The sequence below is a fragment of the Streptomyces sp. NPDC047043 genome (assembly GCF_040644055.1).
In the GTDB taxonomy this organism is placed as follows: Bacteria; Actinomycetota; Actinomycetes; order Streptomycetales; family Streptomycetaceae; genus Streptomyces.
Genome location: NZ_JBEYVO010000001.1, coordinates 295739 through 319610 on the forward strand (window position 1 = coordinate 295739; position 23872 = coordinate 319610).

Annotated in this window: 20 protein-coding genes and 2 pseudogenes; 6 read left to right on the forward strand and 16 right to left on the reverse strand. The window is 70.8% G+C overall.

The features are described 5' to 3' along the window. Window positions 1–384: 384 nt before the first annotated feature. A complete protein-coding gene (locus ABZ880_RS01440) occupies window positions 385–1797 on the reverse strand; it encodes an alpha/beta hydrolase (RefSeq protein ID WP_361254964.1) in 1413 nt (470 codons plus the stop codon). A gap of 206 nt (window positions 1798–2003) precedes the next feature. On the opposite strand from ABZ880_RS01440, the pseudogene ABZ880_RS01445 reads away from it, so the two are divergent. Next, window positions 2004–2120 (forward strand): annotated as a pseudogene (locus tag ABZ880_RS01445) (transcriptional regulator); the annotation flags it as partial. A 105-nt stretch (window positions 2121–2225) separates the two neighbouring features. Here ABZ880_RS01445 and ABZ880_RS01450 read toward each other — a convergent pair. From ABZ880_RS01450 to ABZ880_RS01460, 3 genes are read right to left on the reverse strand one after another with little or no spacing between them, the layout of a single operon-like run. Continuing rightward, a complete protein-coding gene (locus ABZ880_RS01450; protein ID WP_361254967.1) occupies window positions 2226–3287 on the reverse strand; it encodes an NAD(+)/NADH kinase in 1062 nt (353 codons plus the stop codon). 22 nt (window positions 3288–3309) lie between these two features. After that, complete coding sequence (locus ABZ880_RS01455) at window positions 3310–3693, reverse strand: nuclear transport factor 2 family protein (protein ID WP_361254970.1); 384 nt, start codon at window positions 3691–3693, stop codon at window positions 3310–3312. Between the two features lie 40 nt (window positions 3694–3733). Next, window positions 3734–4708: an aldo/keto reductase gene (locus ABZ880_RS01460; protein ID WP_361254973.1), complete on the reverse strand. Its 975-nt coding sequence runs from the start codon at window positions 4706–4708 to the stop codon at window positions 3734–3736. Window positions 4709–4868: 160 nt separating this feature from the next. Here ABZ880_RS01460 and ABZ880_RS01465 point away from each other — a divergent pair, with 160 nt between their 5' ends. Next, complete coding sequence (locus ABZ880_RS01465) at window positions 4869–5747, forward strand: helix-turn-helix transcriptional regulator (protein WP_361254975.1); 879 nt, start codon at window positions 4869–4871, stop codon at window positions 5745–5747. Here the strand turns inward: ABZ880_RS01465 and ABZ880_RS01470 are convergent. The 3 genes from ABZ880_RS01470 to ABZ880_RS01480 all read right to left on the reverse strand — a co-directional run bounded on the left by ABZ880_RS01470 (window position 5737) and on the right by ABZ880_RS01480 (window position 8514). Next, a complete protein-coding gene (locus ABZ880_RS01470; RefSeq protein ID WP_361254978.1) occupies window positions 5737–6771 on the reverse strand; it encodes a zinc-dependent alcohol dehydrogenase family protein in 1035 nt (344 codons plus the stop codon). The two genes, ABZ880_RS01465 and ABZ880_RS01470, sit on opposite strands and share 11 nt — an antisense overlap. An 80-nt stretch (window positions 6772–6851) precedes the next feature. Further along, window positions 6852–7631, reverse strand: a complete 780-nt coding sequence (locus tag ABZ880_RS01475; protein WP_361254981.1) for an SDR family oxidoreductase — start codon at window positions 7629–7631, stop codon at window positions 6852–6854. A gap of 43 nt (window positions 7632–7674) precedes the next feature. Next, a complete protein-coding gene (locus tag ABZ880_RS01480) occupies window positions 7675–8514 on the reverse strand; it encodes an SDR family oxidoreductase (protein ID WP_361254984.1) in 840 nt (279 codons plus the stop codon). Window positions 8515–8670: 156 nt separating this feature from the next. On the opposite strand from ABZ880_RS01480, the gene ABZ880_RS01485 reads away from it, so the two are divergent. The 3 genes from ABZ880_RS01485 to ABZ880_RS01495 all read left to right on the forward strand — a co-directional run bounded on the left by ABZ880_RS01485 (window position 8671) and on the right by ABZ880_RS01495 (window position 11786). Next, window positions 8671–9585: a helix-turn-helix transcriptional regulator gene (locus ABZ880_RS01485; RefSeq protein ID WP_361254987.1), complete on the forward strand. Its 915-nt coding sequence runs from the start codon at window positions 8671–8673 to the stop codon at window positions 9583–9585. A 26-nt stretch (window positions 9586–9611) separates the two neighbouring features. Beyond that, a complete protein-coding gene (locus tag ABZ880_RS01490) occupies window positions 9612–10523 on the forward strand; it encodes a helix-turn-helix transcriptional regulator (RefSeq protein ID WP_361254990.1) in 912 nt (303 codons plus the stop codon). Window positions 10524–10772: 249 nt separating this feature from the next. Further along, a complete protein-coding gene (locus tag ABZ880_RS01495; RefSeq protein WP_361254993.1) occupies window positions 10773–11786 on the forward strand; it encodes a hypothetical protein in 1014 nt (337 codons plus the stop codon). Window positions 11787–11839: 53 nt separating this feature from the next. Here ABZ880_RS01495 and ABZ880_RS01500 read toward each other — a convergent pair whose 3' ends face one another. Together ABZ880_RS01500 and ABZ880_RS01505 are read right to left on the reverse strand one after the other, a co-directional pair. Further along, window positions 11840–12103, reverse strand: a complete 264-nt coding sequence (locus ABZ880_RS01500; RefSeq protein WP_361254996.1) for a hypothetical protein — start codon at window positions 12101–12103, stop codon at window positions 11840–11842. 67 nt (window positions 12104–12170) lie between these two features. After that, a pseudogene (locus ABZ880_RS01505) lies at window positions 12171–13007 on the reverse strand (low temperature requirement protein A); the annotation flags it as partial. A gap of 159 nt (window positions 13008–13166) precedes the next feature. On the opposite strand from ABZ880_RS01505, the gene ABZ880_RS01510 reads away from it, so the two are divergent. Continuing rightward, a complete protein-coding gene (locus tag ABZ880_RS01510) occupies window positions 13167–14069 on the forward strand; it encodes an aldo/keto reductase (RefSeq protein ID WP_361254998.1) in 903 nt (300 codons plus the stop codon). A gap of 150 nt (window positions 14070–14219) precedes the next feature. On the opposite strand, the gene ABZ880_RS01515 is transcribed toward ABZ880_RS01510, so the two are convergent. From ABZ880_RS01515 to ABZ880_RS01545, 7 genes are all read right to left on the reverse strand, one after another. Beyond that, window positions 14220–15404 (reverse strand): serine hydrolase domain-containing protein, encoded by a 1185-nt coding sequence (locus tag ABZ880_RS01515; protein WP_361255001.1) that lies wholly within the window; start codon window positions 15402–15404, stop codon window positions 14220–14222. 136 nt (window positions 15405–15540) lie between these two features. Continuing rightward, window positions 15541–16221: a response regulator transcription factor gene (locus ABZ880_RS01520; RefSeq protein WP_361255004.1), complete on the reverse strand. Its 681-nt coding sequence runs from the start codon at window positions 16219–16221 to the stop codon at window positions 15541–15543. Continuing rightward, window positions 16218–17423, reverse strand: coding sequence for a sensor histidine kinase (locus tag ABZ880_RS01525; RefSeq protein ID WP_361255007.1), 1206 nt, complete (start codon window positions 17421–17423; stop codon window positions 16218–16220). The genes ABZ880_RS01520 and ABZ880_RS01525 overlap by 4 nt, the downstream gene beginning before the upstream one ends. Window positions 17424–17537: 114 nt before the next feature. Continuing rightward, window positions 17538–19832, reverse strand: coding sequence for an MMPL family transporter (locus tag ABZ880_RS01530; RefSeq protein WP_361255010.1), 2295 nt, complete (start codon window positions 19830–19832; stop codon window positions 17538–17540). Between the two features lie 264 nt (window positions 19833–20096). Continuing rightward, window positions 20097–21434 carry a DUF3500 domain-containing protein gene (locus tag ABZ880_RS01535; protein WP_361255012.1) on the reverse strand — a complete coding sequence of 446 codons (1338 nt, stop codon included), beginning with the start codon at window positions 21432–21434 and terminating at the stop codon, window positions 20097–20099. 207 nt (window positions 21435–21641) lie between these two features. Beyond that, window positions 21642–23147, reverse strand: coding sequence for an ATP-binding protein (locus tag ABZ880_RS01540; protein ID WP_361255015.1), 1506 nt, complete (start codon window positions 23145–23147; stop codon window positions 21642–21644). After that, window positions 23122–23841 carry a response regulator transcription factor gene (locus tag ABZ880_RS01545; RefSeq protein WP_361255018.1) on the reverse strand — a complete coding sequence of 240 codons (720 nt, stop codon included), beginning with the start codon at window positions 23839–23841 and terminating at the stop codon, window positions 23122–23124. Before ABZ880_RS01545 ends, ABZ880_RS01540 begins: the two co-directional genes overlap by 26 nt. Between the last annotated feature and the right edge of the window lie 31 nt (window positions 23842–23872).

Below are 23872 nucleotides of genomic sequence, written 5' to 3' on the forward strand. Positions count from 1 at the left end.
AACAGAACGCGCTGGAGACGTGCGCCAGGTCGATGTGGCGCCGCCGAGTCAAATCCACGCGCGGGGTCATGGAACGTGAGTTGAGCAGATGGCCACCCTGCCGGTCAATAAGTTCCGGACAGGTCTCACATTGCGGAAACGTAGAGCTGCTCGGCGCGGGGGAATGGAGCCGCCGACGGCCAGGGACAGCAATGTGTGGAGCGAGAGGGAGCCCACTTGACCGTCCAGGATGTGGACGGGTGAGCATCGCGCAGGGGCCTCGTCCGCCAAGTGGCCGACGCCTTCCGCAAGTTCACCGGAGTCGAACGCACATCACCCGCATGCCCGAAGGGCACTCGCCCCCTTCGGCGGCATGCGGGTGATGTCCTTGAGCGGGTCCGGACCTCAGTGGTGGGTGGTGTGCTCCGGGGTGTCGCGGCCGACCGTCAGCTGTGCGGGGCGGTACGGGACGTACGCCGCTCCGTCCAGGCCGAGCGCGGTGGCGGACCGCTGGAGTGCGGCCGGGGTCGCGGCGTCGTCCCAGTGGCCGGTGCTGACCCGGTGTTCGAGGGCGTGCAGGGCGGCCACGGTCTCGGCGGTGGTGAACGCGCAGTGGCCCTGCCGCTCGACGTACGCCTGCCGCAGCAGCGCGCCGTCGCCGGAGGCGCGCACGCGGGCGGCGAAGCGGTTCTCCTGCTCCACCGGAACGAGGTTGTCGGCGGTGGTGTGGACGTCGAGGAGGGGCACGTCGAGTCCCTGGCCCGCGGAGGAGGTCCGCTGCGCGGTGCGGACGGCGGCCGGATCTGCGGTGACCGTGGCGCCCTTGGTCAGCGCGCGCAGGTCGGAGCGCAGGTCGAGGCCGGCCGCCTGGTAGAGGGCGTGGACCTGGGGTGCGTGTTCGGAACCGGCGAGCAGGTCGGCGTAATCCACGCCCCGGTTCCAGGAGTTGTTGCCGCCGACGGACTGCTCGATGGCGTACCGGCCGCCCTCGACGAACGACAGGATGCCCTGCGCGAACCAGTCGTACTGCTGGGCCTCCTGGCCCGCCCAGTCGGTCGCGGCGGGCCGGTCCTTTCCGGGCGACCAGGCGGGCAGGTTGAGGAAGGCGGCGGCGAGCGCGACCCGGGCGCGGCCCTGCGGGGTGGCCTGCGCGGCGGTGACGGCGTCGGTGAGCTTCTTGGCGGTGGCGGCGGCCTCGTCGGAGGTGCCGAAACGGACCAGTTTGACGTCCTGCTCGGGCAGGAGCAGCCGGGCGATGGTGTATTCGGCGTCGAACTGGTAGTTGTCCAGGTCCGTGCCGCCCGCGACCAGGCCGCACTGGCCGAGCGCACCGTCGATGCGTCCGCCGCCGTCCCGGGCGAGTTGGGCGTTGACGAGTCCGCCCATGGACTGGCCGATGGCGAGGGTGCGGTGCGGTGTGCCGATCTTCGCGGTGACGGCGTCGATGGTGGCGAACTGGTCGCGTTCGGCGCTGTTCAGGGCCCACATCGAGCCGTTGGGGTCGTACGACGACCCGGCCATCGCATAGCCCTCGGCGAGCAGTTCGGTGCGTACGGCGTCCGTGGGGGCGTTCCTCGCGACGGTGGGGCCGAAGCCGTGGCTGAACAGCAGCAGTGTGCCGTTCCAGTTCTCGGGGACGTCGGCGACCCAGGTGGCGCCGTCGGAGAGGGTGCCGGTGAGGTGACCGGCGGCCGCCGTGTCCGCCCGGGCGGCCGGCGAGGGGAGGGCGGTGAGGGCCGCGGACGTCAGCGTGGCCAGAGTGGCCAGGGCGATGCGCAGACGGGTGCGGTGGGTGCGGGGACGGGTGCTGGCAGGCATGAAGGTGGCTCCCTGGGGGGCGGCTGCGGAGCGGGAACACGAGCGGATGCTCGGTGCACTGAACCAAGACGCCGTGGAATGTAGGGCTATTTTCTTGCGACAGTCAAGAGAGTGCACAACATCAGTTCTTATCCATGCCCGGCACAGGTTGCCCAGGGAGGAAACTCTCCCTCTCATGGCCCGCGATTCCATGTCACCGTGTCGGCATGAGCCGCAACCTCGGCCTTCCCGACAGCGGCCAGTCGCGGCGGGTGCCGGGCCTGCGTCGCGAGGAAGTCGCTCTGCTGGCCGCCATCAGCACCGACTACTACACCCGGATCGAGGGGCCACGGCGCAGTGACCTCGAGATCACTTGCACCGGGGAGTTGCCCGCAGGCCCCGATCGGTTGCCAGCCGGCTTCTGCTCGTCGTCGGCGGCACTGCAACGGTCAGGAACCGCCCGGGGCCGTCAGCAGGGTCAGATGGGCGAGGTCACCGGGCGGCGGCGTCGTGACCGACCACAGCGGGGCGGGGGAACCGTCGGCGACCGCGGCCGGGGCGTCGGTCAGGTTCATCCGCTCGCGCAGGCGGCCGTAGAAGTCCATCGGTCCCAGCCGGACCGCCCGCAGGCGGCGCGGGGCGGCGTACACGCCGATCCAGTCCCCCGGATCGAGCACGCCCCGCAACTGGCCGTCGATGCTGACCGCTGCCGGTCCCGACCGTTCCAGGAGGCGCAGCCCGACGGGCTCGTCGGGGGCGGTGACGACCGAGCGGTCGAAGGCCATGTGCGGGGCGACCGGCGTGAAGACGAGGGCCTCCGCGCGCGGCGAGACCACGGGCCCGCCCGCGGCGAAGCTGTAGGCCGTCGAACCGGTCGGCGTGGCGACGAGCAGCGCGTCGGCCGAGTAGGAGGCGAGGAGCCTGCCGGAGACGTAGACCCCGACCGACACCTGCCGGTCCCTCACCAGCTTCTCCAGCACGATGTCGTTGAGCGCGGTGACGTCCAGGGGGATGCCCCAGTCCTTGTCGACCTCGCAGTCGGGCCGCACCTGCGGAGGCGGCAGCAGCGGCCCCCGGCCGTACCCGATGAGGGATTCCATGTGCGCCGGCACCTCCAGCCGGCGCGAGGCGCGCAGGGCGAGCAGCATGCGGGTGTCGACCTCGAAGCGGTCCTCCCGCACCGCGTCCAGTGCCGAACGCACCGCGGAGGCCGACACCTCCGTCAGAAAGCCCACCCGGCCCAGGTCGATCCCCAGGACCAGCGCGTCGTTCGCAGCGGCCAACCGGGCGCCGCGCAGGAAGGTGCCGTCACCGCCCAGGGTCACCACGAGGTCGGGATCTCCCGCGGCCTCGACCTCCTCATGGGCACTGCGCCGCCCGCCGTCGTGCCACACGTCGATGTCCGTGCACCGCACGGCGTGCTCCTCGCACCACGCGCGGACCAGGCCGGCCGCCGCCACGGCCTCCGGGCGCCCGCCGTGCACGACCAGGCCCAGCCGGTTCACTGTCACATCCGCCTCCGGACGGTCTCGGTCACCAGGTGGTGGCCTCCGTGCGCAGCACGACCCAGATGTCGCCCTTACGGGCGTAGTCGGTGGTCAGTTGCAGCCGCCAGTCCCACCGGGTGCCGTACACGGTCGCGTCCGTGACGGTCCGGACGACCAGGCGGGCCCTGTCGCCGTCGACGTCGAGGGTTGTGCTCTTCCCGTCGATGGTGTGGTACGCGAACCGGCCTTGTCTCATCTCTGCCAGCCATTCGGCCTTCGACTGTACGTATCCGGTCATGTGGGTGAGGGTGAAGCCGTCGTCGAGCAGGGCGTCGAGGGCAGAGGTGTCGCCCTCGTGCCTGGCCTCCAGGTAGGCACGGTGAGCGTCGAGGATCTCCTCGCGGGCGGACGGGTCGGCTGTTGGCCGCACGATGGCTCCAGATGTGGGTTCCGCTCGGTGTGTGGGCCGGTCACCGGCCGAGCAGGCGCATGCCCGCCTCGTCGTGGTGGTCACCGGCGGCCGCGGGCAGGTTGTCGAGCTTCTCGATCTGCTCGGTGGTCAGGGCGATGCCGTCGGCGGCGATGTTCTCCTCGACCCGCTCGACGCGCTTGGTGCCGGGGATGGGGGCGATGTCGTCGCCCTGGGCGAGCAGCCAGGCCAGGGCGACCTGCGCGGGCGTCCCGCCGACTTCGTCGGCGACGGCCCTGACCTCGTCGGCCAGGCGCAGGTTGCGCTGGAAGTTCTCGCCGATGAAGCGGGGGTTGTTCTTGCGCCAGTCGGTGTCGTCGAAGTCGTCGGTCGAGCGGATCTGCCCGGTGAGGAAGCCGTGGCCCAGCGGCGAGTAGGGCACGAAGCCGATGCCGAGCTCCCGCAGGAACGGCAGTACGTCCGGCTCCGGATCACGAGTCCACAGGGAGTACTCCGACTGCAGGGCCGCCACCGGGTGGACGGCGTGGGCACGGCGGATGGTCTCCACGCCGGCCTCGGACAGCCCGATGTGGCGGATCTTGCCCTCGGCAACCAGTTCCGCCAGGGTTCCGACGGTGTCCTCGATCGGAGTGTCCGGGTCGACACGGTGCTGGTAGTAGAGGTCGATGTAGTCCGTGCCAAGGCGCCTGAGAGAGCCGTCGACGGCGATGCGGATGTTCGCCGGGCTGCTGTCGATGCCGCCTTCGCGACCCGTGTGGGACATGAAGCCGAACTTCGTGGCGAGTACGACGCCTTCTCGGCGGCCCTTCAGCGCGCGGCCGACGAGTTCCTCGTTGGTGTACGGCCCGTAGACCTCGGCGGTGTCGATCAAGCTGACACCCAGGTCGAGTGCTCGGTGGATGGTACGGATCGACTCCGCGTCATCGGTGCCCGCCCCGGTGTAGGCGTGGGACATCGACATCGCGCCCAGACCGATGCGGGAGGCCTCCAGGTCTCCCAGCTTGATGTGCTTCATCATCCGCTCCTTGCCCGTCGGATTCCTTGGTTGTGTGTCAACCTGCTGCTGATCCGCACGGCCTGGCAGACCGCGCTGTGCCGGGGAGCGGCGTTCCAGGGTGTGACAGGGCCCCTCTGGCGGCCTTCACCCTGGTCACACGGCTGCCAGACTGGATCGCATGGCACGTGAGCAGCGCAGCGGCAGGAACAGCGGCAGTGAGCTGGGGAACTTTCTGCGGGCCCGCCGGGCCCGGGTCACCCCCGCCGACGTGGGCCTCCCCGAAGGGGCCGGCCTGCGCCGTACTCCGGGTCTGCGGCGGGAGGAACTGGCCACCCTGGCCGGGGTGAGCATGGACTACTACACGCGGCTGGAGCGCGGCCGCGAGACCAACCCCAGCCCGTCGGTCGTCGATGCCCTCGCCTCCGCTCTGCTGCTGGAGGAGGCCGAGCACCTGCATCTGCGCGAACTCGCCGCGTGTGCCGCTCGCGGCCGCACGGCGGAGCGGTCGGCCGCGGTGGCGGGACAGACCGTGGACCCGGGCCTGCAACTGCTGCTGGACGGCATGCGCCCCTTCCCGGCGCACATCGTCGGCCGCACCATGGACCTGCTCGCGACCAACCCCGGCGGGCTGCGGCTGCTGGCCGGCCTGGAGGACTGGCCGGAGGGACAGCGCAACATCGTGCGTTACGTCTTCCTCCACCCCACCCCCCGCGTCCTCTTCGACGACTGGGAGAACCAGATCCGCGGCTGTGTCGCCCGCCTGCGCGCCCTCGCCGGCATCGAGCCGGACGCCCCCGACCTCACCGGCCTCGTCGACGAACTCCTCACCAAGAGCCCCGACTTCGTCCGCCTGTGGGAGCGCTACGACGTCAAGGGCCACAGCCACGGCACCAAGACGTTCCACCACCCCGAGGCCGGAACCTTCGCCTTCGGCTACCACTCGCTCCAGCCGGAGGGGTGCTTCGGCCAGCGGCTGGTCGCGTACCACGCGGCCCCGGGTACACCGGAGTACGACGTGATGCTCCAGCTGGACCGGGAGCCGGTCCTCACGGCTTGACGAGCACTTTGAGCGCCTCGCGGTCGGCCATGGCCCGGTAGCCGTCGGATACCTCGTCGAGGCCTACGATGCGGTCGAAGACGCGGCCCGGTTCGATGCGGCCCTCCAGGATGTCCGGCAGCAGCTCCTCGATGTAGGCGCGGGCCGGGGCGACACCGCCGGTGAGGGTGATGTTGTTCATGAACTCCGGGAATCCCAGGGGGACTTCGGGGTACTGCGGGGCGCCGACCCGGCTGATGGTGCCGCCCGGGCGGACCGCGCCGATCGACATGTGCAGGGCGGGCAGGGTTCCGACGCACTCGAGGACGGTGTGCGTGCCGTGGCCGCCGGTCAGTTCGCGAACCCGCTCGATGCCTTCTTCACCGCGCTCGGATACGACGTCGGTGGCGCCGAAGTCCCGGCCCAGGTCGGTGCGGTCCTTGTGCCGGCCCATGAGGATGATCCGCTCGGCGCCGAGCCGCCTGGCCGCGAGGACGGCGGACAGGCCGACCGCGCCGTCACCGACGACCGTGACGGTCGTGCGGGGGCCGACCCCGGCCGTGACCGCGCAGTGGTGGCCGGTGCAGAAGACGTCGGACAGGGTCAGCAGGGACGGCAGCAGGGCGGAGTCCGGACTGACCCGCAGCTCGACCAGCGTGCCCTCGGCCTGCGGAACACGCACCGCCTCGCCCTGGCCGCCGTCGACACCGGCGCGCGCCCACTGCCCGCCGTGCAGGCATGAGGTGTGCAGGCCCTCCCGGCAGAACTCACAGGTGTTGTCGGACCAGACGAACGGCGCAACCACCAGGTCGCCGCCCTTCAGCACGGAGACGCCCGAGCCGGTCTCCTCGACTACGCCGAGGAACTCGTGGCCCATACGCTCGCCGTGCTCGGTCGCGGGCATCGACTCATAGAGCCACAGGTCGCTGCCGCAGACGCAGGACCGCAATACGCGCACGATCGCGTCGGTCGGCAGCTGGATCTTCGGGTCCGGGACGTTCTCGACGCGGACGTCGCCGGCGCCGTACATGAGTGTTGCTCGCATCTTCTCTTTCCCGTTTCGGGTCGTCGAAGGGGGTGTCAGCCGGTGCGGCTGCGCGGTGCCCTTCCGGGATGCCGTTGCCGTCAAGAGCCGGCTCGTGTCACGAGGGCAGCCAGGTCGTCGCGGACTGGCTGAGGCTCCCGCTCCGGCGGCATGTTGTCCTCGTCGCGCACTGCGTCCAGGGCGCCGGGCGCGTCCTCGTCCAGCGCGGCGAACAGCTGGGTCATGTCGCTGGGTGCGGAGCCCTGTTCTGCGACCAGCTCAAAGGTGCGACGTGCCGCCTCCGGAGTGGCGACGGCCGCCACCAGCACCTGGGCGATCCGGCGGCGCGAGACGGCACCGTCGGCGGGCCCGCCGGAGCGCCGCGTGTCGCCCTGCAGGAAGACGGGGCGCTGCTCGTCGGGGTCGTTCATGTCGAACCAGCCCGGCCGCACGATCGTGTAGGGCAGGCCGCCGGCGCGGACCAGGCGCTCGGAGCGGCGCTTCCACTCGAGCAGATGGTTGTACGCGCTGCTGCGGGCGGTGACGCCGATGGCGGTCATCAGCACGATGCGGGGCTTCTGCCCGTCCAGGGCCGCCAGGACGTTGCGGACTCCGCCGTAGTCGACCGTCTCCGGCGAGGACATGGAGCCGTGTGTCAGCACGATGGCATCGACGTCGGCCACGGCCTCACGCAGTGTGTCGGGCTGCGTGATGTCGCCTACGGCGAGCTGCACCTCGGCCGGCAGCAGGCGCCGGGCTGTGCCGGTGTCGCGTACCAGGGCGCGGGTGGTGTGTCCCTGCGCTACGGCCTCGGCGGCGACGAGGCGTCCGATGCTGCCGGTCGCGCCGACCACCAACACGGTCAAGGGTGCAGTAGTCATGATCCGTCCTTGTGCCAGGGGGAGGGTTCGGGATCTTGTCCGGTCAGGGGATCGTCAGTTCCCCGGTGCGCAGTGCCGCGGTCACGCCGCCGTCCATGAGGAGGTCGGCGCCGGTGATGAAGCCTGCCTGGCGGCCGAGGAGGAAGGCTGCCGCGTCGGCGACCTCGTCGGGAGTGCCGAAGCGCCCTGCGGCCGACACCTTGCGCACCTGCTCGAACCACTCCTGCCGGGGCCCGGACAGCTCGTCCAGGGCCAGCGGCGTGATGATGACACCCGGGCTGACGGCGTTGACGCGGGCTCCGCGCCTGCCCCAGGCGACGGCGGCGGTCTGCACCCGCAGCGAGTTGGCCCGCTTGGAGAGCGCGTAGGCGTGGACGGTGGAGCCGATCTGGTCGGGCTGGAGGAACGGCAGCCGAAGCAGGCTCGCGGTGTCGGTGGTGGCGAGCGCGTGCTCGATCTCGGGCACGTAGGGGCTCTCCCGGTGCCCGGCCATGCTGGCGATCACGATGCCGGCCCCGCCGGGGGCGATGACGCGGGCGAACGCGTCCAGCACCATCGCCGTGCCCACCAGGTCGACGTGCAGGATCCGCTCCATGCTCGCCTGGGTGGGGGAAACCCCGGCGGTGTGCACCACCTGGGTGACCGGGCCCAGAGCGGCGGCCACGTCGGCCAAAGTTTCCACCGCGTCGCGGTCGGAGACGTCGGTGACGCGGGTGGTCACGTCGTGGCCCTCGCCCCGCAGGCGTCCGGCGGCGGCCTCGGCCGCCTTGTCGCTGTAGTCGGCGAGCAGCACGGTGCGACCGGCACCGACGCGACGCGCGATGGCGAGACCGATGCTTCCGGAACCGATGACGACGACTACTTCCTTCGCGTCCTTGGTCATGTCGCCAACCCCTTCGTTCTGCGCCTGTTTCGCCTGCGTCGCCGGAGTCCAGCGTGCGGGAGGGGCACGCGGTGTGGCAGGCCGTTCCGTTCGGGGGAGCGACAGGGCCCCTCACGCGCCTCCCGCGCAGGTCACGGCGCGCTGACACTGGAGGACATGACACGTGAGCACTCCGCCGACGGCGGCACCGAGTTGGGGCGCTTCCTGCGTGCCCGCCGCACTCGGCTGACGCCCACCGAGGCCGGGCTCGCGGTCGGCGCCGGGCTGCGGCGTACACCTGGGCTGCGCCGCGAAGAGGTGGCCACTCTCGCGGGAATCAGCATCGATTACTACTCCCGCCTCGAACGCGGCAAGGAGACCCGCCCCGGCCCGTCCGTCGTCGACGCCCTCGCCCGCACCCTGCAACTGGACGACGACGAGCACGAGCACCTGCGCAACCTCGCGAGCATGGCCGCCCGCAGCGTCTCCGGGGCTCGGTCCGCCCCGTCACGGACGGTACGGCCGGGTGCCAAGCAGCTGCTGGAGAAACTGCGTCCCTACCCCGCGCACATCGTCAGCCGCACCACCGACGTGCTCGCGTACAACCCGGGCGGGCTGCGCCTGCTGGCCGGGATGGAGCAGTGGCCGGCCAAGGACCGCAACATCGCCCGCTACGTCTTCCTCCATCCCGTCGCCCACGAGCTGTTCGACGACTGGAGCAACCAGGTTCGCAGCTGCGTCGCCCGCCTGCGCGCACTCGCGGGCACCGACCCCGACGGCCCCGACCTCACCCGCCTGGCCGGTGAACTCCTCATCAAGAGCCCGGACTTCGCCCGCTTGTGGGAGCGCTACGACATCAAGGCCCATGCGCACGGCCGCAAGACCTTCCACCACCCGGAGATCGGCGACCTCACCCTCGGCCACCAGTCCATGGAGCTCGAAGGCACACCCGGTCACCACCTCATCGCCTACTTCGCCGAACCGAACACGCCCGAGTACGACGCCCTGGTCCTGCTGGACATGCTCGGCTCCGAGTCGTCACCGGCCCGCGCCAGGTCCGCACACGGGCCTTCCCGCAGGTCATACCCTTGATCAAGTCGGCCTGTCACACTGTGCGTATGGCACGGGAGCGGCACGACGGCAACGGCGGCACGGAGTTGGGAACGTTTCTACGGGCCCACCGCGCCAGGGTGACTCCGGCGGAGGTCGGACTGCCGATCGGGCCGGGGGTGCGGCGCACGCCCGGGCTGCGCCGCGAGGAGCTGGCCACGCTCGCCGGCGTGAGTGTGGACTATTACGTCCGCCTTGAGCGCGGCAGGGAGACCAACCCGAGCCCCTCTGTCGTCGACGCGCTCGCCCGCGCGCTCCGGCTGGACCCGGCCGAACACGGGCACCTTCGGGTCCTGGTCGCGCGGGCCGCGGGCGCCTCCGCGCTGGGCTCACCGGCATCCGACGTGGAGACGGTTCTACCAGGGGTCGCATTGCTGCTGGAGAAGCTGAGGCCCTTCCCGGCCTACGTCCTCACCCGCACCATGGACGTCCTCGCATGCACCCCGTCCGGACTGCGGCTGTTCTACGGATTGGCGAACTGGCCGGTGGGAAAGCGCAACGTGGTGCGCTACGTCTTCCTGCACCCGGCCGCGCCCAAGCTGTTCGACGACTGGCACGACCAGATCCGCGCCGCCGTCGGCCGCCTGCGCTCTCTGCACAGCCTGGAGCCCGACGCCCCCGGACTGGCTCCCCTCGTAGACGAACTGCTGGGCGCCAGCCCGGAGTTCACCGACCTGTGGGAGCGGTACGACGTCCGGTTGCACACCCACGGCAGCAAGACCTTCCATCACCCCGACGTCGGCGACCTCACCCCCGGCTACCAGAAGATGCAGATCGAGGGCACCCGCACGCAACGGCTCGTCGTCTACTACGCCGAGCCCGGCACCCCCGACCACGACAAGCTGGTGCTCCTGGACATGGCAGGAGCCGAACAGAAGGCGGCGCCTTCCGGCCAGGGCAAGCAAGAGGGGACGCGCTGAGCCCGGGAGCACGGTTCCTGGCAGTGACACGGCCCCCCTGCCGTGTAGCGACCCCTGATCCTCCGCTGCCACACTGAAATCCGACGGTCGGCCAAGAGAGCACGCACCGGATCCGGTCGCTTGCCCCGGCCGTCGCAATCCGGCTCGCTGCGCCCTTCGGGGCGCTCATCGCCGAGTCTCCCTCATGCAACTTCCCGGCTCCTGCCTGCCCTTCACGTCGGCAGGTGCCGGCAACGCAAGGAAACCTCCATGTCTGCCAGCTCGATCCCCCTGAAGAGAAGAATCCGCACGGCCGCGATCGCAACCGCGGCCTCGACGGTCCTCGTGTCCGCTCACTCCGCCGTAGCCGCCACTCAGACGCCCCACCGGCAGCGCGTCATCACGGACGTGCGGACCGTGGCCGACTTCGACTACGCCGCCGGTGAGATCCCGGAGAACATCACCGTCAACCCGGACCGCTCCCTGACGCTGTCGATGATCGGCGCCGCTGCCGGCAAGGCGCCTGCGCTGGTGCGCATCTCGCCCTCCGGCCACCGCACCGTCCTCGCCGCCTCCGCCCAGGGCGACGGCATCACCGGCAACATCCGCGGCAAGGACGGCACGGTCTACTACAACGTCTGGTCCTCCAGCGCGGCACGCGCCGGGGTATGGAAGATCGCGCCCGGCAGGAGCCCCGTACGTCTCGCACCGCTGCCCACCGACGGTCTCCCCAACGGCATGGCCCTCGACGCCGACGGCCGCACCATCTACGTCGCCGACAGCCTCAAGAGCACCGTGTGGGCCGTACCCGTCGCGGGCGGGCCGGTGAAGGCATGGCTGACCGATCCGGCCCTGGCCCCCGTCACGTCCGAGGCCGTGCCCTTCGGCGCCAACGGCCTGCGCTTCCACAAGGGAGCCGTCTGGGTCTCCAACCTCGCCCAGGACAGCCTGCTGCGCATCCCGGTCACCGGCAACGGCAGGCCCGGCCGCATCCACGTCGTCACCAAGAACATCGACGGGGTGGACGACTTCAGCTTCCTCAATGACCACTCCGATGTGGTCTTCGCCGCGCAGAACGCCCCTGACAAGGTGTCCGTGATCTATCCGGGCGGCAAGGTGAAGACGGTGCTGACCGGTGGCGACGGCCTGGCCTCCCCCAGCGCCACCGCTGTCAGTGACGGCCGGTTGTACGTCACCGACGGTGGTCTGAACCCTCCGCACGATGCGCAGTTGCAGCGCGGGAAGATCAACGTTCCCGCTCTGTATCCGCACGCGGGCTCGTGATCCGGTTCTGACCGGGGGCGTCAGCCGACGCCCCCGGCGGGCAACTCCCGCACTCAGGCGCGCACCGTGTGGCGCAACTCCGCGAACCACCACGTCTCGACGGCCGCGAGCAGCGCGAGGATCACGACCACACCCGTCAGGGCGGCCAGCGGAGGCAGGGCAGCCGCCGCCGGCGTCCAAGCGGCCACCACGACCAGGGCCGCCAGGCGGAACGGCCCCCACACATTCACCGCCAGCCGCCCGAACAGCAGCAACCCGGCCAGGTAGAGGGTCGCCCCTCCGCACAGCGCGCCGGCGGAGAACCAGCCCAGCCCCATGGCCACTGTCAGCGTGACCGACGACCCCCTCGATACCGAGCGCGGTCAGGACGATGCCCGCGACGACGGGGAAGTGGCCGATGCCGTAGGCACCGGCCGCGAGCGCCAGCCGGGCCTCACTTGCCGCCTCGTGCAGCCTGCGCCGCGCCACCAGGGTCACCACGTCGAAGTACAGCCACCACATCGCCATGGCCGCCCCCACGCCCAGGGCAGCCACCGCCAGCAGCGACGGACCGACCGGCAGCTCGGCGGCACCCACGCCCAGGGCGGTCAGTGATTCACCGATGGCGATGATGACGAACAACTCGTACCGCTCGGCGAAGTACTCGGCGCTGTGAATACGCCAACTGCCCCTGCGGGACGTCGCGTACACGACCCCCCAGTCCACCGCGATCGCCGCCGCGAACAGTGCCGTCTGCACTCCCCCTCCGACGGCCGCGCCCGCGAGCAGCAGGCCTGCCCCGGCGAGCACCGGCGGCCAGGAGACGACGACCTGGCGCACCAGTTCGCGGTCCTCGCGGGCGAGCAGGCCGTAGACCACCAAGTGCACGCAGCGCACGAACAGATACGCACCCGCCAGTACGAGCGGACCGTCCAGGCCGCCTGGCGCGTCGTGCCACGCCTCCGGGACGGCGAGCGCCACCACGAAGATCCCTGCCATCGCCAGTCCCATACCGGCGCGCAGGATCCCCAGATCGGCTCGGGCCTGGTTGCCGAGCCAGGCATAGGCCGACCACGACCACCACAGCAGCGCCAGCAGCAACAGCCCCTGCAGCACGCCCATACCGCTGTGCGCATGGGCCATGTAAGCGGTGACCTGGGTGAGCGCGAAAACGTACACCAAGTCGAAGAACAACTCGAAGGTCGTCACCCGATGCCCCGGCAGCCCGCCGATGTTCACCATGACGCACGCCCTTCGAACCGTTGCTCTCTACGCGCCCAAGCCTCCTCACCCCGGGCTCCAACCGGCAGGCCGCGCTGTGCCGGGGAGCGGTGTTCAGGGGTGTGACAGGGCCCCCCTTCCGCCTGGCTCGCAGGTCACACGGCTCACAGACTGGAATGCATGACTGATCGGCGGCAGAACAGCGCAATCACCCTCAACAACGGCGTCACCGTCCCGGTGCTCGGCTTCGGCGTCTTCCAGAGCCCCGCGGAGGAGACGGCTGCGGCGGTGGAGACGGCACTGCGCACCGGGTACCGGCACATCGACACGGCGGCGGCCTACTTCAACGAGCGACAGGTCGGCGAAGGCCTGCGCCGCTCCGGAGTGGACCGGTCCGCGGTGTTCATCGAGACCAAGGTCTGGGTCTCGGACTACGGCTACGACGAGACGCTGCACGCGTTCGAGAAGAGCACCCGCAAACTCGGGGTGGCCCAGCTCGACCTCCTGCTCCTGCACCAGCCGGTGCCGGAACGGTTCGACACGACGGTGGCCGCTTACAACGCTCTGGAGAAGCTCTACGAGGAGGGCAGGGTCCGGGCGATCGGCGTCAGCAACTTCATGCCGCATCACCTCGCGGAACTCGTGGAGCGCACCAGCGTCGTACCGGCCGTGAACCAGGTCGAGTTGCACCCGTACTTCACCCAGCCCGCCGTCCAGAAGGCCAACGCCGAGCACGGTGTCCTCACCCAGGCGTGGTCCCCGATCGGCGGGATCACGTTCTACTGGGACAAGGACGGCGCGGGACGCAGCACGCTCGCGGACCCTGCCATCCAGGCCATCGCGCAGGCTCACGGCAAGACTCCCGCACAGGTCATGCTGCGCTGGCACATCCAGCAGGGCCGCAACGCAATCCCAAAGTCCACCAACCCGGCCCGGATCGCCGAGAACTTCGACGTGTTCGACTTCCGGCTGAGCACCGACGAGCTCGCCGCCCTGGACGCACTCGACACCGGAGTCCGCGGGGGCCCGGACCCCGACGTCACCAGCCCCGAGCGGTTCAAGGTCGTCATTCCCGACGGCTGAGGCCGGAGTCGGCGCGGTCGGTCGGCAAGACGCTTTTGTCCGTACGGGACCAGGTTGTCATTGCCAGCAGTTCGGGTCGCCGTTGTTCCCGGCCAGTACGGCCATCGCGGTCTCGTCGTTGAGCCCGCTGCCGTAAGGCGACCGCGGCCGTCACGCGGCGGGCTTCGAGGCGGCGCCCTCGCACAAGGCCGTGGTGACGGCGGCCCTCAGGTCGGTGTCCTGTGCCTCGCTGCCGCCCGGGTCGAGATTGGCCAGTACGGTCACCTGGCGGCCGTCGGCCGTGACGCCGGCCATCGTCTGGAACCCGAAGATGTCACCGTCGTGTCCCCAGTACAGGCCGCCGCACGGCAGCGACCTGCTCTGCAGGCCCAGGCCGTACGCGCGGTCGGACGAGCCGCCGGTCGGCCGGGTGGTCGTCATCGCCCGCAGCTCGGTCGGGCGCAGCAGCCGCCCGTTCATGAGCGCGCCGAAGAAGCGGTTGACGTCCGCTCCGCTGGAGATCATCGCCCCGGAGGCGTTCGCGACCGAGGGGTTGAACTCGGTGACGTCGACGAGACCGGAGTCTCCCGGCCTGACGTAACCCCGTGGGTGCGGGCCCGTGATGCCCGGCTCGTCGCCGGGGACGGAGGTGTCGTGCAGGCCGAGCGGCCGGATGATGCGCTGGCCGATCTCCTCGCCGTACGGATGGCCGGTGACCTTCTCGATGAGCATGCCGGCCAGGACGTAGTTCGTGCTCGAGTACTTCCAGCCCTTGCCGGGGGCGAACAGCCGGGGATGGCCGAGGGCGATCCCTATGACCTCCTCCCGGTCGTGATGGGCAAGCGGATCGCGCAGGATGTCCTGCGGGGTGAGGTGGTCCAGGTAGTCGGGCAGGCCGCTGGTGTGCTGGAGGAGCTGCCGCACGGTGATGTGGCGGCCGTCGTTGCCGTTCCCCCTGACCAGGCCGGGCAGGTACCGCTCCACCGGCGCATCTAGCGCGACCTTGTGCTCGCCGACCAGTTGCAGGACCACGGTGGCGGTGAACGTCTTGGTCAGGCTGCCGATGCGGAACCGGCTGCCGCCCGCGATGGGGGTGTGGGTGTCGATGTCCGCCACGCCGCTCGTGATCACCGTTCGGCCGCGCGCGTCGCTCACCTCGGCCAGCGCTCCCGGCGCCCCGTCGACGGTGGTCAACCGCCGCAGGATCTCGCGCACTTCGCCGTACGGCGTCTTGGCCACCGCGGCGGTGCGGGCCGGTCCGGCCCCGGTCACCGAGCCGGTGGCATGAGCGGGGCTCGCGCTCAGCGCCAGTGCTGTCACGGCGCCGTACATGGCGATCCTGCGGGCGTAGCGCACATCTCCTCCAGTGCCGGCTGGGCGTTCCAAGACCAGCAAAGGTAGAAACCGGCGCCGTCCGGCACACGCCTGCTGTCCCCCGCCCCGTTCCTCGGGTTGTCCCCCGCAGTCGCTGCTTCGCCGTACTGATCGGGCTTCAGGGCTGCGGCGATGCGGGCCGTACCAGCCCCGTCTGGTAGGCGATGACCACGAGTTGGGCGCGGTCGCGGGCGCCGAGCTTGGTCAGGGAGCGCTGGATGTGGCTGCGTACGGTCAGGACGCTCAGGACGAGTTCCTCGGCGATCTCGTCGTTGGACTTGCCGCGGGCGGCGAGTGCGGTGACCTCGCGCTCCCGGGGGGTGAGGTCCTTCAGGCGCTCCGGAGGTGCCAGGAGGGCGCCGGGGGCCGGGGCGGTGAGGAAGCGGGTGATGAGGGCGCGGGTGGCGCCGGGCGAGAGGAGGGCCTCGCCGGCGGCGACGGTGCGGATGCCGGCCAGCAGGGCGTCGGTGGTGACGTACTTGCCGAGGAAGCCGCTGGCTCCGACGCGCAGTGCCTTGGCGACGTACTCGTCGGTCTCGAACATGGTCAGCACCAGCACCCTGGTCTCGGTCAGTTCGGGGTCCTCGCAGATGGCGGCGGTCGCGGCGAGGCCGTCCGTGCCGGGCATGCGGATGTCCATCAGGACGATGTCGGGGTGGTGCGTGCGGGCGAGGTCCACCGCCTCCTGGCCGTTGGCGGCCTCGCCGACCACCTCCATGTCCTTGCAGGAATCGATCAGCAGCCTGAACGTGCCCCGCAGCAGGGCCTGGTCGTCGGCGAGCAGGACACGAATGCTCAAAGGGTGGCCTCGTCTTCTTCCGGGGCGAGGGGGTGCAGCGGCAGTGCGGTGGCGACTTCGAAGCCGCCCTCGGGGCGGGGGCCCGCGTGCAGGTCGCCACCGACGGAGTGGGCACGCTCGCGCATGCCCATCAGACCGTAGCCGCCGCCCGGGACCGACGGAGCGGCGGCGGTGCCGTCGTTGGTGACCGAGATCAGCAGGCGGGAGTCGGAGTACGTCAGCCGGACACAGGCCCCCTTGCCCGCGCCGTGCTTCGTGACGTTGGTGAGGGCTTCCTGGATGATCCGGTACGCCGTCAGGTCCACGCCCGGTGACAGGGGCCGGGGCTCGCCCTCGGTGGTGACGGTGACCTCGACCCCGGCGGTTTCGCAGGTCGCGATCAGTTCGGGGAGGCGGTCCAGGCCGGGCGCGGGTTCCAGGGGGTCGGTGTCGGGGTCGCCGGTCTGGCGCAACACCCCTACCGTCGCGCGGAGTTCGAGCAGCGCGGAGGACGTGGTGGCGGTCAGTTCGTCGAGCAGCTTCTGCGCCTGTTCGGGGTGGGTGGGTGCCAGGTGGCGAGCGGTGCCGGCCTGCGCGTTGGCGACGGCCATGTGGTGGGCCACGACGTCGTGGAGCTCACGGGCGATCCGCATCCGTTCCTCGGCGACCCTCAGCCGGGCCTCCTCCTCGCGGGTGCGCTCGGCGTACATGGCGCGCGCCTGCACGGAGTCCACGTAGTCATGGCGCAGGCGATCCCGGCTGCCGCCGACCAGGGGCAGCAGCAGCCACAGGACGGGGCCGACCGTGCGCAGCAGGACCATCTCATCCGTGGGCTGGTCGAACACGGCGGCGATGACCACCGCGGCCGTGGTCAGACCACCGCACACACGCGTGGTCTTGGAATCGGTGATGGCGGCCAGCCGGAACAGGGCGATCATCAGGGGCGCGAGCAACAGGGGCGACACCAGGTAGCCCAGGGCCACGGTGATCACCGTGCAGACCGTGGCGACGACGAGAGCACTGCGCGGATAGGTGCGTGCCTTCAGCTGGGCGAGGCAGGAGATGGCTGCGAGGACCACGGCGGGCCAGTCCTCGCGCGGTTGGCTGATGCCGGGAATGGCGATCGAGGCACCGAGGGTCACGCAGCCGAGCAGTCCCAAGGCCAGGACTATGTCCGTGGCGATGTGCCGGCGCCCTGTGTAGTGCTCCAGGCTGGTGGTCATCTGTCTCTCCGGGTCAAGTTGAGCCCCATGGTGGACGACATACGGCACATAGCGCTGCGGGGGCCGCCCGTGGCCTTCGCCACGGGCGGCCCTGGGGACGGCCGGGACGCCCGCTCAGACGCGCGCCTCGATCGGCTCGTCCGGTGTGGGGTCGGGGTCGCCGGCCATGGTCTCGGCAGGGCGTCGGGTGAGCGCCTCACCCTCCACGTCGACCCGGGGCAGCCTGCGCTCCAGCCACTTCGGCAGCCACCAGGCCCGGTCGCCCAGCAGGGCGAGGAGGGCGGGCACGATCGCCATTCGGACGACGAAGGCGTCGAGGAGTACGGCGGTGGCCATGCCGAAGCCGATCATCTTGATCATGGAGTCGTTCTCGCCGATGAAGCCCGCGAAGACGGCGATCATGATCAGGGCGGCGGCCACGACGACCCGGGCACTGTGCCGGAACCCTTCGACGACCGCCTGCTCGGCCGGCTCGCCGTGGACGTAGGCCTCCCGCATGCGCGAGACGAGGAAGACCTCGTAGTCCATGGCGAGGCCGAAGACGATGCCCACGAGGAAGATCGGCATCAGGCTCATGATCGGCCCGGTCTGCTCCACCCCGAACAGGCCCGCCCCATGGCCCTGTTGGAAGACCAGGACGACCGCGCCCAGGGCCGCGAGCACGGAGAGCAGGAAGCCGAGGGCAGCCTTGAGCGGGACGAGCAGGGATCGGAAGACCACCAGCAGGAGGATGACGGCGAGACCGACGACGGTGATCAGATACGGCACCAGCGCGGCCTGGACCTTCGCCGCGATGTCGATGTTCAGGGCCGTGGTTCCGGTGACCTCGAAGGTGACGCCGGACGCCGAGTCGATGGCGGGGCGTTCGCCGCGGATGGTCTTGACGAGAGTCTTGGTCTTCTCGTCGGTCGGACTGGTGGACGGGGTCGCGGTGAACACGGCCGTGTCCCCGGCGTCGTTGAAGTGGGGCGTGGCGACGGAGACAACGCCCTGCGTGTCGGAGATGCGCTCGCTGATCGTGCTCACCGCGGCCTTGGCATCGTCGGCTCCCTTGGCGTCGACCACGATGGTCAGGGGCCCGTTGAAGCCCGGGCCGAAGCCCTTGGCCAGGTCGTCGTAGGCGCGGCGTTCGGTGGTGGAGGTGGACTTGGCCTCGTCGCCCGGCATGCCGAGCTCCAACTGGGTCATGGGGATCGCGAGAGCGCCGAGGCCCACCACGCCGAGCAGCAGGACGGGGATCGGGCGGCGCAGTACGAAGCGCGCCCAGCGGGTGCCGCGGTTGTCACCCTCGCTCCGGCCCGACGGCTTCCTGGACCGGAACGCAGGCACCCGGAACGGACGCACCCGGAGCATCCGGAAGCGGTGCAGACGCCCGCCCCGCCCCTGCCTGCGTACGGCGCCCGACAGCACGGCGTTCGGCCAGAAGCCGAGCAGCGCGGGCACGACGGTCAGGGCGATGAGCACGGCGACGACGACCGCGCCGGCCGCGGTCAGGCCCATCTTGGTCAGCATCGGGATGCCGACGACGGTCAGGCCGGCCAGGGCGATGACCACGGTCAGGCCCGCGAAGACGACAGCCGAACCGGCCGTGCCGACGGCGAGGCCGACCGCCTCCTCCGATGCGTGTCCCTTGGCGCGTTCCTCGCGGTAGCGGGAGACCACGAACAGCGCGTAGTCGATGCCGACCGCCAGGCCCAGCATCATGGCCAGGGTGCCGGTGCTGGTGGACAGGCCCAGGGCGTCGGCCAGCATCGTGATCGTGAACATGCTGACGCCGACGCCGAGTATCGCCGTCAGCAGCGGCAGCCCGGCGGCGGCCAGCGAACCGAAGGTGATCAGCAGGACGACGGCCGCCACCGAGATGCCGATGACCTCGGCGACACCGCCGGGCCCGCCGCCGCTGTCCATGGCGGAGCCGCCCGTCTCCACGGTCAGACCGGCGTCCCGGGCCTGGTCGACGGCCTTCTCCAGCGCCGTACGGCTGGCGTCGGTGACGTCGGAGGACTTCACCTTGTAGGTGACGGTGGCGTACGCGGTCGAGCCGTCCTTGCTGACCGCCTTCGCCTTGAAGGGATCCGCGACGCCGGCCACCTGCGAGCCGTCGCCCAGGGTGTCCACGGTCTCCTCGATCGCCTTCTTCTCGGCGGTCGCGGTGACCTTGTGACCGTCGGGGGCGACGAACACCACCCGGGCGGTGGCGCCGTCGGCGGCCGCGCCGGGGAAGCGCTCCTGCATCAGGTCGTACGCCTTCTGCGACTCGATGCCCGGCATCGAGAACTCCTCGTCGGAGGCGCCCGGCGCCTGCAGGGCACCCAGTCCGACGGCGGCCAGGACGGCCAACCACATGAGGGCGACGTAACCGCGCCGCCGGAAGGCCAGTCGGCCCAGTTGATACAGAAAAGTAGCCACGTCGGGGAACTCCACCTCTGCTCTCGCTGACTCCGACAAGGCTTCCGTGGCGGGGGCCCTCCCGTCGTCGTGCTGCTACTGGCACTGCCACCCACCGCATCCGGAGGACCGACTACTGAAACCGCAGTACGCGCCCGGGCCGCGGGCTACCGCTCCGGTATGAGGGCTTCCCCCGGGACGCCGACGCGCGGAGGGGCCGCACCCGGGCGGGTGCGGCCCCTCCTGCATGACGGGGTGACTGTCAGATGACGGGAAGACAGTCCCTCACCGGTGGTGCGGCGAGGTCAGGTAGTGCTGCCTGAGGAGCTCCTTTCCGTAGTCGTTGCCGTTGGGGGTACGGATGATCGAGTGGACGTGCATCTGGGTGGGCACGCCCTCGGTGCCGCCGTACGCGCCGCGCAGCGGGCCCGGGGCCTGGCAGTCGACCTCGACCCAGACGACGGGGCTGTGCACCCGCACGTAGAAAGCGTCGTCGTCCCCGGTGCCGCCCGCCCAGGTCACGTACGTGTCGTCGAGGTGATTGCGCACCTCCGCCATCCGCACCCTCGCGGCGTCCGCCTTCGCCCGGCCCTCGAATGCCTCGACGATGCCGAGGAGCTTCTTCTTCTGGACGGCGGTGAGCTTGTTGCCGCGCAGGCCCGTGTACTCCTGGACGGTGTTGTCGGAGAAGGCGCCCGCTTTCATCGACTCGTTCGTCTTGGTCGCGGACTCGATGGCGACCTTCTGCTGCGCCTCGGTCAGGGAGTTGACGAAGGCCAGGCTGGCGACGACCTCCTCGTGGCAGACCGTCACCGTCTCGCCGTCGATCTTCATCGACGTCGGCTCCGAGCCCCAGAAGCACGGGCTCATCACGACCTGGTCGCCCAGGACGAAGTAGTTGATGACCAGGTGGTGGCCGTCGAACTGAAAACCCCAGGGCTCGGCGTCGGACGGGGTGCCCATCACGGTCCAGTAGTAGGCGTCCTCGTTGAAGGAGGTCGTGTTGCCGATCGCCTCGCCGGCCGCCTGGTTGATCTTGCGGATCTTCTCCGTGGTCTCCAGACCGTCCGCGCTCAGCGCCGTCTTCAACAGAGCCGTACCGAGCGCCTTCTGATCGTCCGTCAGGTCGGCGAGGGAGACGCCCTGGCGCGCGTAGGAGTCGATGTTGCTCCACAGCCGCCACTCGGTGGAGTGGACGGTGAACTGCGTCGAGGTCTTCTGGGTGTCGGTCAGACCGGCCAGGAAGGCGTTCGCCGCGGTGATGACGGGGGCGGTCGCGACGCCGGTGGAGTGGATCGTGAACAGGTCGTCGATCCGCTTGCTGTCCGTGGTGAGACCGAAGAACTCCTCGGTGATCGACTGGTTGCCGGGGCCTCCGGCGCCGCCGCCCGGGCCTCCGCTGGGGGCTCCGCTCGGGGTGGGACTCGCCGTGGCGTCGGCCGTGCCGGTGGTGTCGTCGGCCATCGCGGCCCAGGCACCGGCACCGCCCATGGTTGCGACGGCCGTTGCTCCGCTGGCGAAGAAGACCTTGCGCATGAAGTTGCGGCGGCTCGCGTGAGCACGGCGGGCGGCCTCGGAATGCGGCTCCCCGGCCGTCGGCTCCCCGGCATCGAGCTCGGTCATCGTCGCTGAGTCCCTTCGTCGTGGCACGTCCCGGGCGGACGGCCGTGGAGCCACGACTCTGGGGCGGCAACCTTAGGCGGACCTGAAACGCAAGCGCGGCAGAGCGGCCTGAATCGGGCACGACAAAGGCCCTGACCTGCATATATGTGGGGACGCTTAGAGTTCGCGGAGACCTCGCGGCACCGCGGAGGACGGCCGGGAGAGGGATCAGCGGACGGCGGAGGCGGTGGGAGACGGGTGCGTCGCGAACGGAAGTCGTACGGCGAAGTCCGTACGCCCCGGCTCGCTCTCGACCTCGATACGGCCGCCGTGCGCCTCGGTGATCGCCGCCACGATGGCCAGTCCGAGGCCGGAGCCGCCGGTGGCGCGGGTGCGGGAGGCGTCGGCGCGGGTGAAGCGCTCGAAGACCGAGGGCAGCAGAGCTGTGGGGATGCCCGGGCCGTCGTCCCGGACCCGGATCACACAGTCGGCCTCGGCGGTCTCCACGACGACGGTGACCTTGGTGCCTGGCGGGGTGTGCACGCGCGCGTTGGCCAGCAGGTTGGCCACCACCTGGTGCAGCCGGGCGTGGTCGCCGACGACCGTGGCGGGGGCGTCCAGGCGCAGCGCGAGCTGCCACTGGTGGTCTGCGCCGGCGGCTCGCGCGTCCCACACCGCCTCGGCGACCAGGGTCGCGAGGTTCACCTCCGCTCTCTGCAGCGGCCGTCCCTCGTCGAGGCGGGCGAGCAGCAACAAGTCCTCGACCAGCCCCGACATACGGGCCGACTGGGCGGAGACGCGACGCCAGGCCAGCCCCGGCTCGATCCGCTCGCTGCCGCGGTCCATCAATTCCGCGTATCCGGCGATCGAGGCGAGCGGTGTACGCAGCTCGTGGCCGGCGTCGGCGAGGAAGCGCCGCATGGACTCCGCGGCGCGTTGACGTTCGGCGAGCGAGTCCTCGACGTGGTCGATCAGGCGGTTGAGCGCGTCGCCGACCTGGCCGACCTCCGTGCCGGGGTCGGTGTCCGGGTCGGGGACGCGGGTGAGCGCGCCCACCTCCCCGCGGTCCAGCGGCACGCGCGCCACCTCGACGGCGGTGGCCGCGACCCGCCCGAGCGGCCGCAACTGCCGCTGGACGACCACCGCTGAGACACCGCCGGCGACGGCGAGTCCGAGGGCGGCGATCACGGCTTCGGCCAGCACAAGGCCGTTAATCATGCGCTGCACGTCGTCCATCGGGAGCCCGGCCAGCACCGGGACGCCGTCGCCAGCGAGCGCGGTCAGGCGGTAGGTGCCCAGACCGGGGACGGTGCGGGTGTGCAGGGAGCCGTCGGCGGTGATCCCGGCGAGGGCCTCGCGCTGGGCGGCGGTCAGGACCTGTTGACGCCCGTCCCCGGTGACGACCTCGGCAGCCAGCACGGCGCCGTTGTCGTCGAAGCGGGCGGCGAGGGTGCCGACCGGCTGTCCGCGCTCGTTGAGGAATCCCAGATCCCTCGCGTCGCCGGTCCTGCGCTGCAGCCCGCCCTGGCTGCGCGCGGCCGCGTCGGTGACCCTCTGGTCCAAGTCCCCCAGCAGATAGGCGCGTTGGACGAACACGGTGGTCAGCGCCATGGCCGCACAGACGACGACCAGGGTCACGGAGATGAAGAGCACCAGCCGGGCCCGCAGCGAACGCCCTCGCCGGCCGGTGGCGTGGTGCGCGGCGATGTCAGTGCTCCGCGGCTCTGATCGCATAACCGACTCCGCGCACGGTGTGGATCATTCGCGCCCGCCCCTTGTCGAGCTTCGCGCGCAGACTGTGCACGTAGACCTCGACGAGGTTGCCCTCCCCGTCGAACGCGGCGTTCCACACGTGGTCGAGGATCTGCGCCTTGCTCAGCACCTGGTGCGGATGGCTCATCAGCAACCACAGCAGGTCGAACTCCTTGGCCGTGAGGTGGACCTGGTCCCCGCCGCGCTGCACCTCGCGCGTCCGCGCAGTGACCACGAGGTCGCCGAGCATCCGGACGGACCCGGTTTCGGCGGCCTCCTCTCCCCCGGCCCGGCGCAGCAGACCGCGCAGCCGCAGCATGACCTCCTCCAGCGAGAACGGCTTGGTCACGTAGTCGTCGGCTCCCGAGGACAGTCCGTCGAGCCGGTACTCCAACGCGTCGCGGGCGGTGAGCATCAGCACGGGCACCTTCCGGTTCTCCCGCCGCAACTGCCGCAGCACCTTCACCCCGTCCAGGTCGGGAAGCATCCAGTCGAGCACGACGACGTGCGGCGCGCAGGTTCGCGCGATACGCAGCGCGCCGCGTCCGTCCTGCGCGGCGAAGGGACGCCATCCCGCCTCGGCCACCGCCGCGGACAACAACTCGGTCAGTTCGGGCTCGTCGTCCACGATGAGCACCCGAACCCTGCCTCCATGGGCCAAAGCAGCTGCGGTCATGCCGCGACGATTCCACGGCGGGCTGTGGGAA

What these genes read in the sequence shown, in the direction of transcription:
- ABZ880_RS01470 (WP_361254978.1), bottom strand. Translation starts at nt 6,771, where the DNA reads ATGCGAGCAACACTCATGTACGGCGCCGGCGACGTCCGCGTCGAGAAC.
- ABZ880_RS01535 (WP_361255012.1), bottom strand. Translation starts at nt 21,434, where the DNA reads ATGACCGAGCTCGATGCCGGGGAGCCGACGGCCGGGGAGCCGCATTCC.
- ABZ880_RS01545 (WP_361255018.1), bottom strand. Translation starts at nt 23,841, where the DNA reads ATGACCGCAGCTGCTTTGGCCCATGGAGGCAGGGTTCGGGTGCTCATC.
- ABZ880_RS01465 (WP_361254975.1), top strand. Translation starts at nt 4,869, where the DNA reads ATGGCACGTGAGCAGCGCAGCGGCAGGAACAGCGGCAGTGAGCTGGGG.
- ABZ880_RS01485 (WP_361254987.1), top strand. Translation starts at nt 8,671, where the DNA reads ATGACACGTGAGCACTCCGCCGACGGCGGCACCGAGTTGGGGCGCTTC.
- ABZ880_RS01495 (WP_361254993.1), top strand. Translation starts at nt 10,773, where the DNA reads ATGTCTGCCAGCTCGATCCCCCTGAAGAGAAGAATCCGCACGGCCGCG.
- ABZ880_RS01540 (WP_361255015.1), bottom strand. Translation starts at nt 23,147, where the DNA reads ATGCGATCAGAGCCGCGGAGCACTGACATCGCCGCGCACCACGCCACC.
- ABZ880_RS01475 (WP_361254981.1), bottom strand. Translation starts at nt 7,631, where the DNA reads ATGACTACTGCACCCTTGACCGTGTTGGTGGTCGGCGCGACCGGCAGC.
- ABZ880_RS01490 (WP_361254990.1), top strand. Translation starts at nt 9,612, where the DNA reads ATGGCACGGGAGCGGCACGACGGCAACGGCGGCACGGAGTTGGGAACG.
- ABZ880_RS01460 (WP_361254973.1), bottom strand. Translation starts at nt 4,708, where the DNA reads ATGAAGCACATCAAGCTGGGAGACCTGGAGGCCTCCCGCATCGGTCTG.
- ABZ880_RS01500 (WP_361254996.1), bottom strand. Translation starts at nt 12,103, where the DNA reads ATGGGGCTGGGCTGGTTCTCCGCCGGCGCGCTGTGCGGAGGGGCGACC.
- ABZ880_RS01440 (WP_361254964.1), bottom strand. Translation starts at nt 1,797, where the DNA reads ATGCCTGCCAGCACCCGTCCCCGCACCCACCGCACCCGTCTGCGCATC.
- ABZ880_RS01525 (WP_361255007.1), bottom strand. Translation starts at nt 17,423, where the DNA reads ATGACCACCAGCCTGGAGCACTACACAGGGCGCCGGCACATCGCCACG.
- ABZ880_RS01480 (WP_361254984.1), bottom strand. Translation starts at nt 8,514, where the DNA reads ATGACCAAGGACGCGAAGGAAGTAGTCGTCGTCATCGGTTCCGGAAGC.
- ABZ880_RS01510 (WP_361254998.1), top strand. Translation starts at nt 13,167, where the DNA reads ATGACTGATCGGCGGCAGAACAGCGCAATCACCCTCAACAACGGCGTC.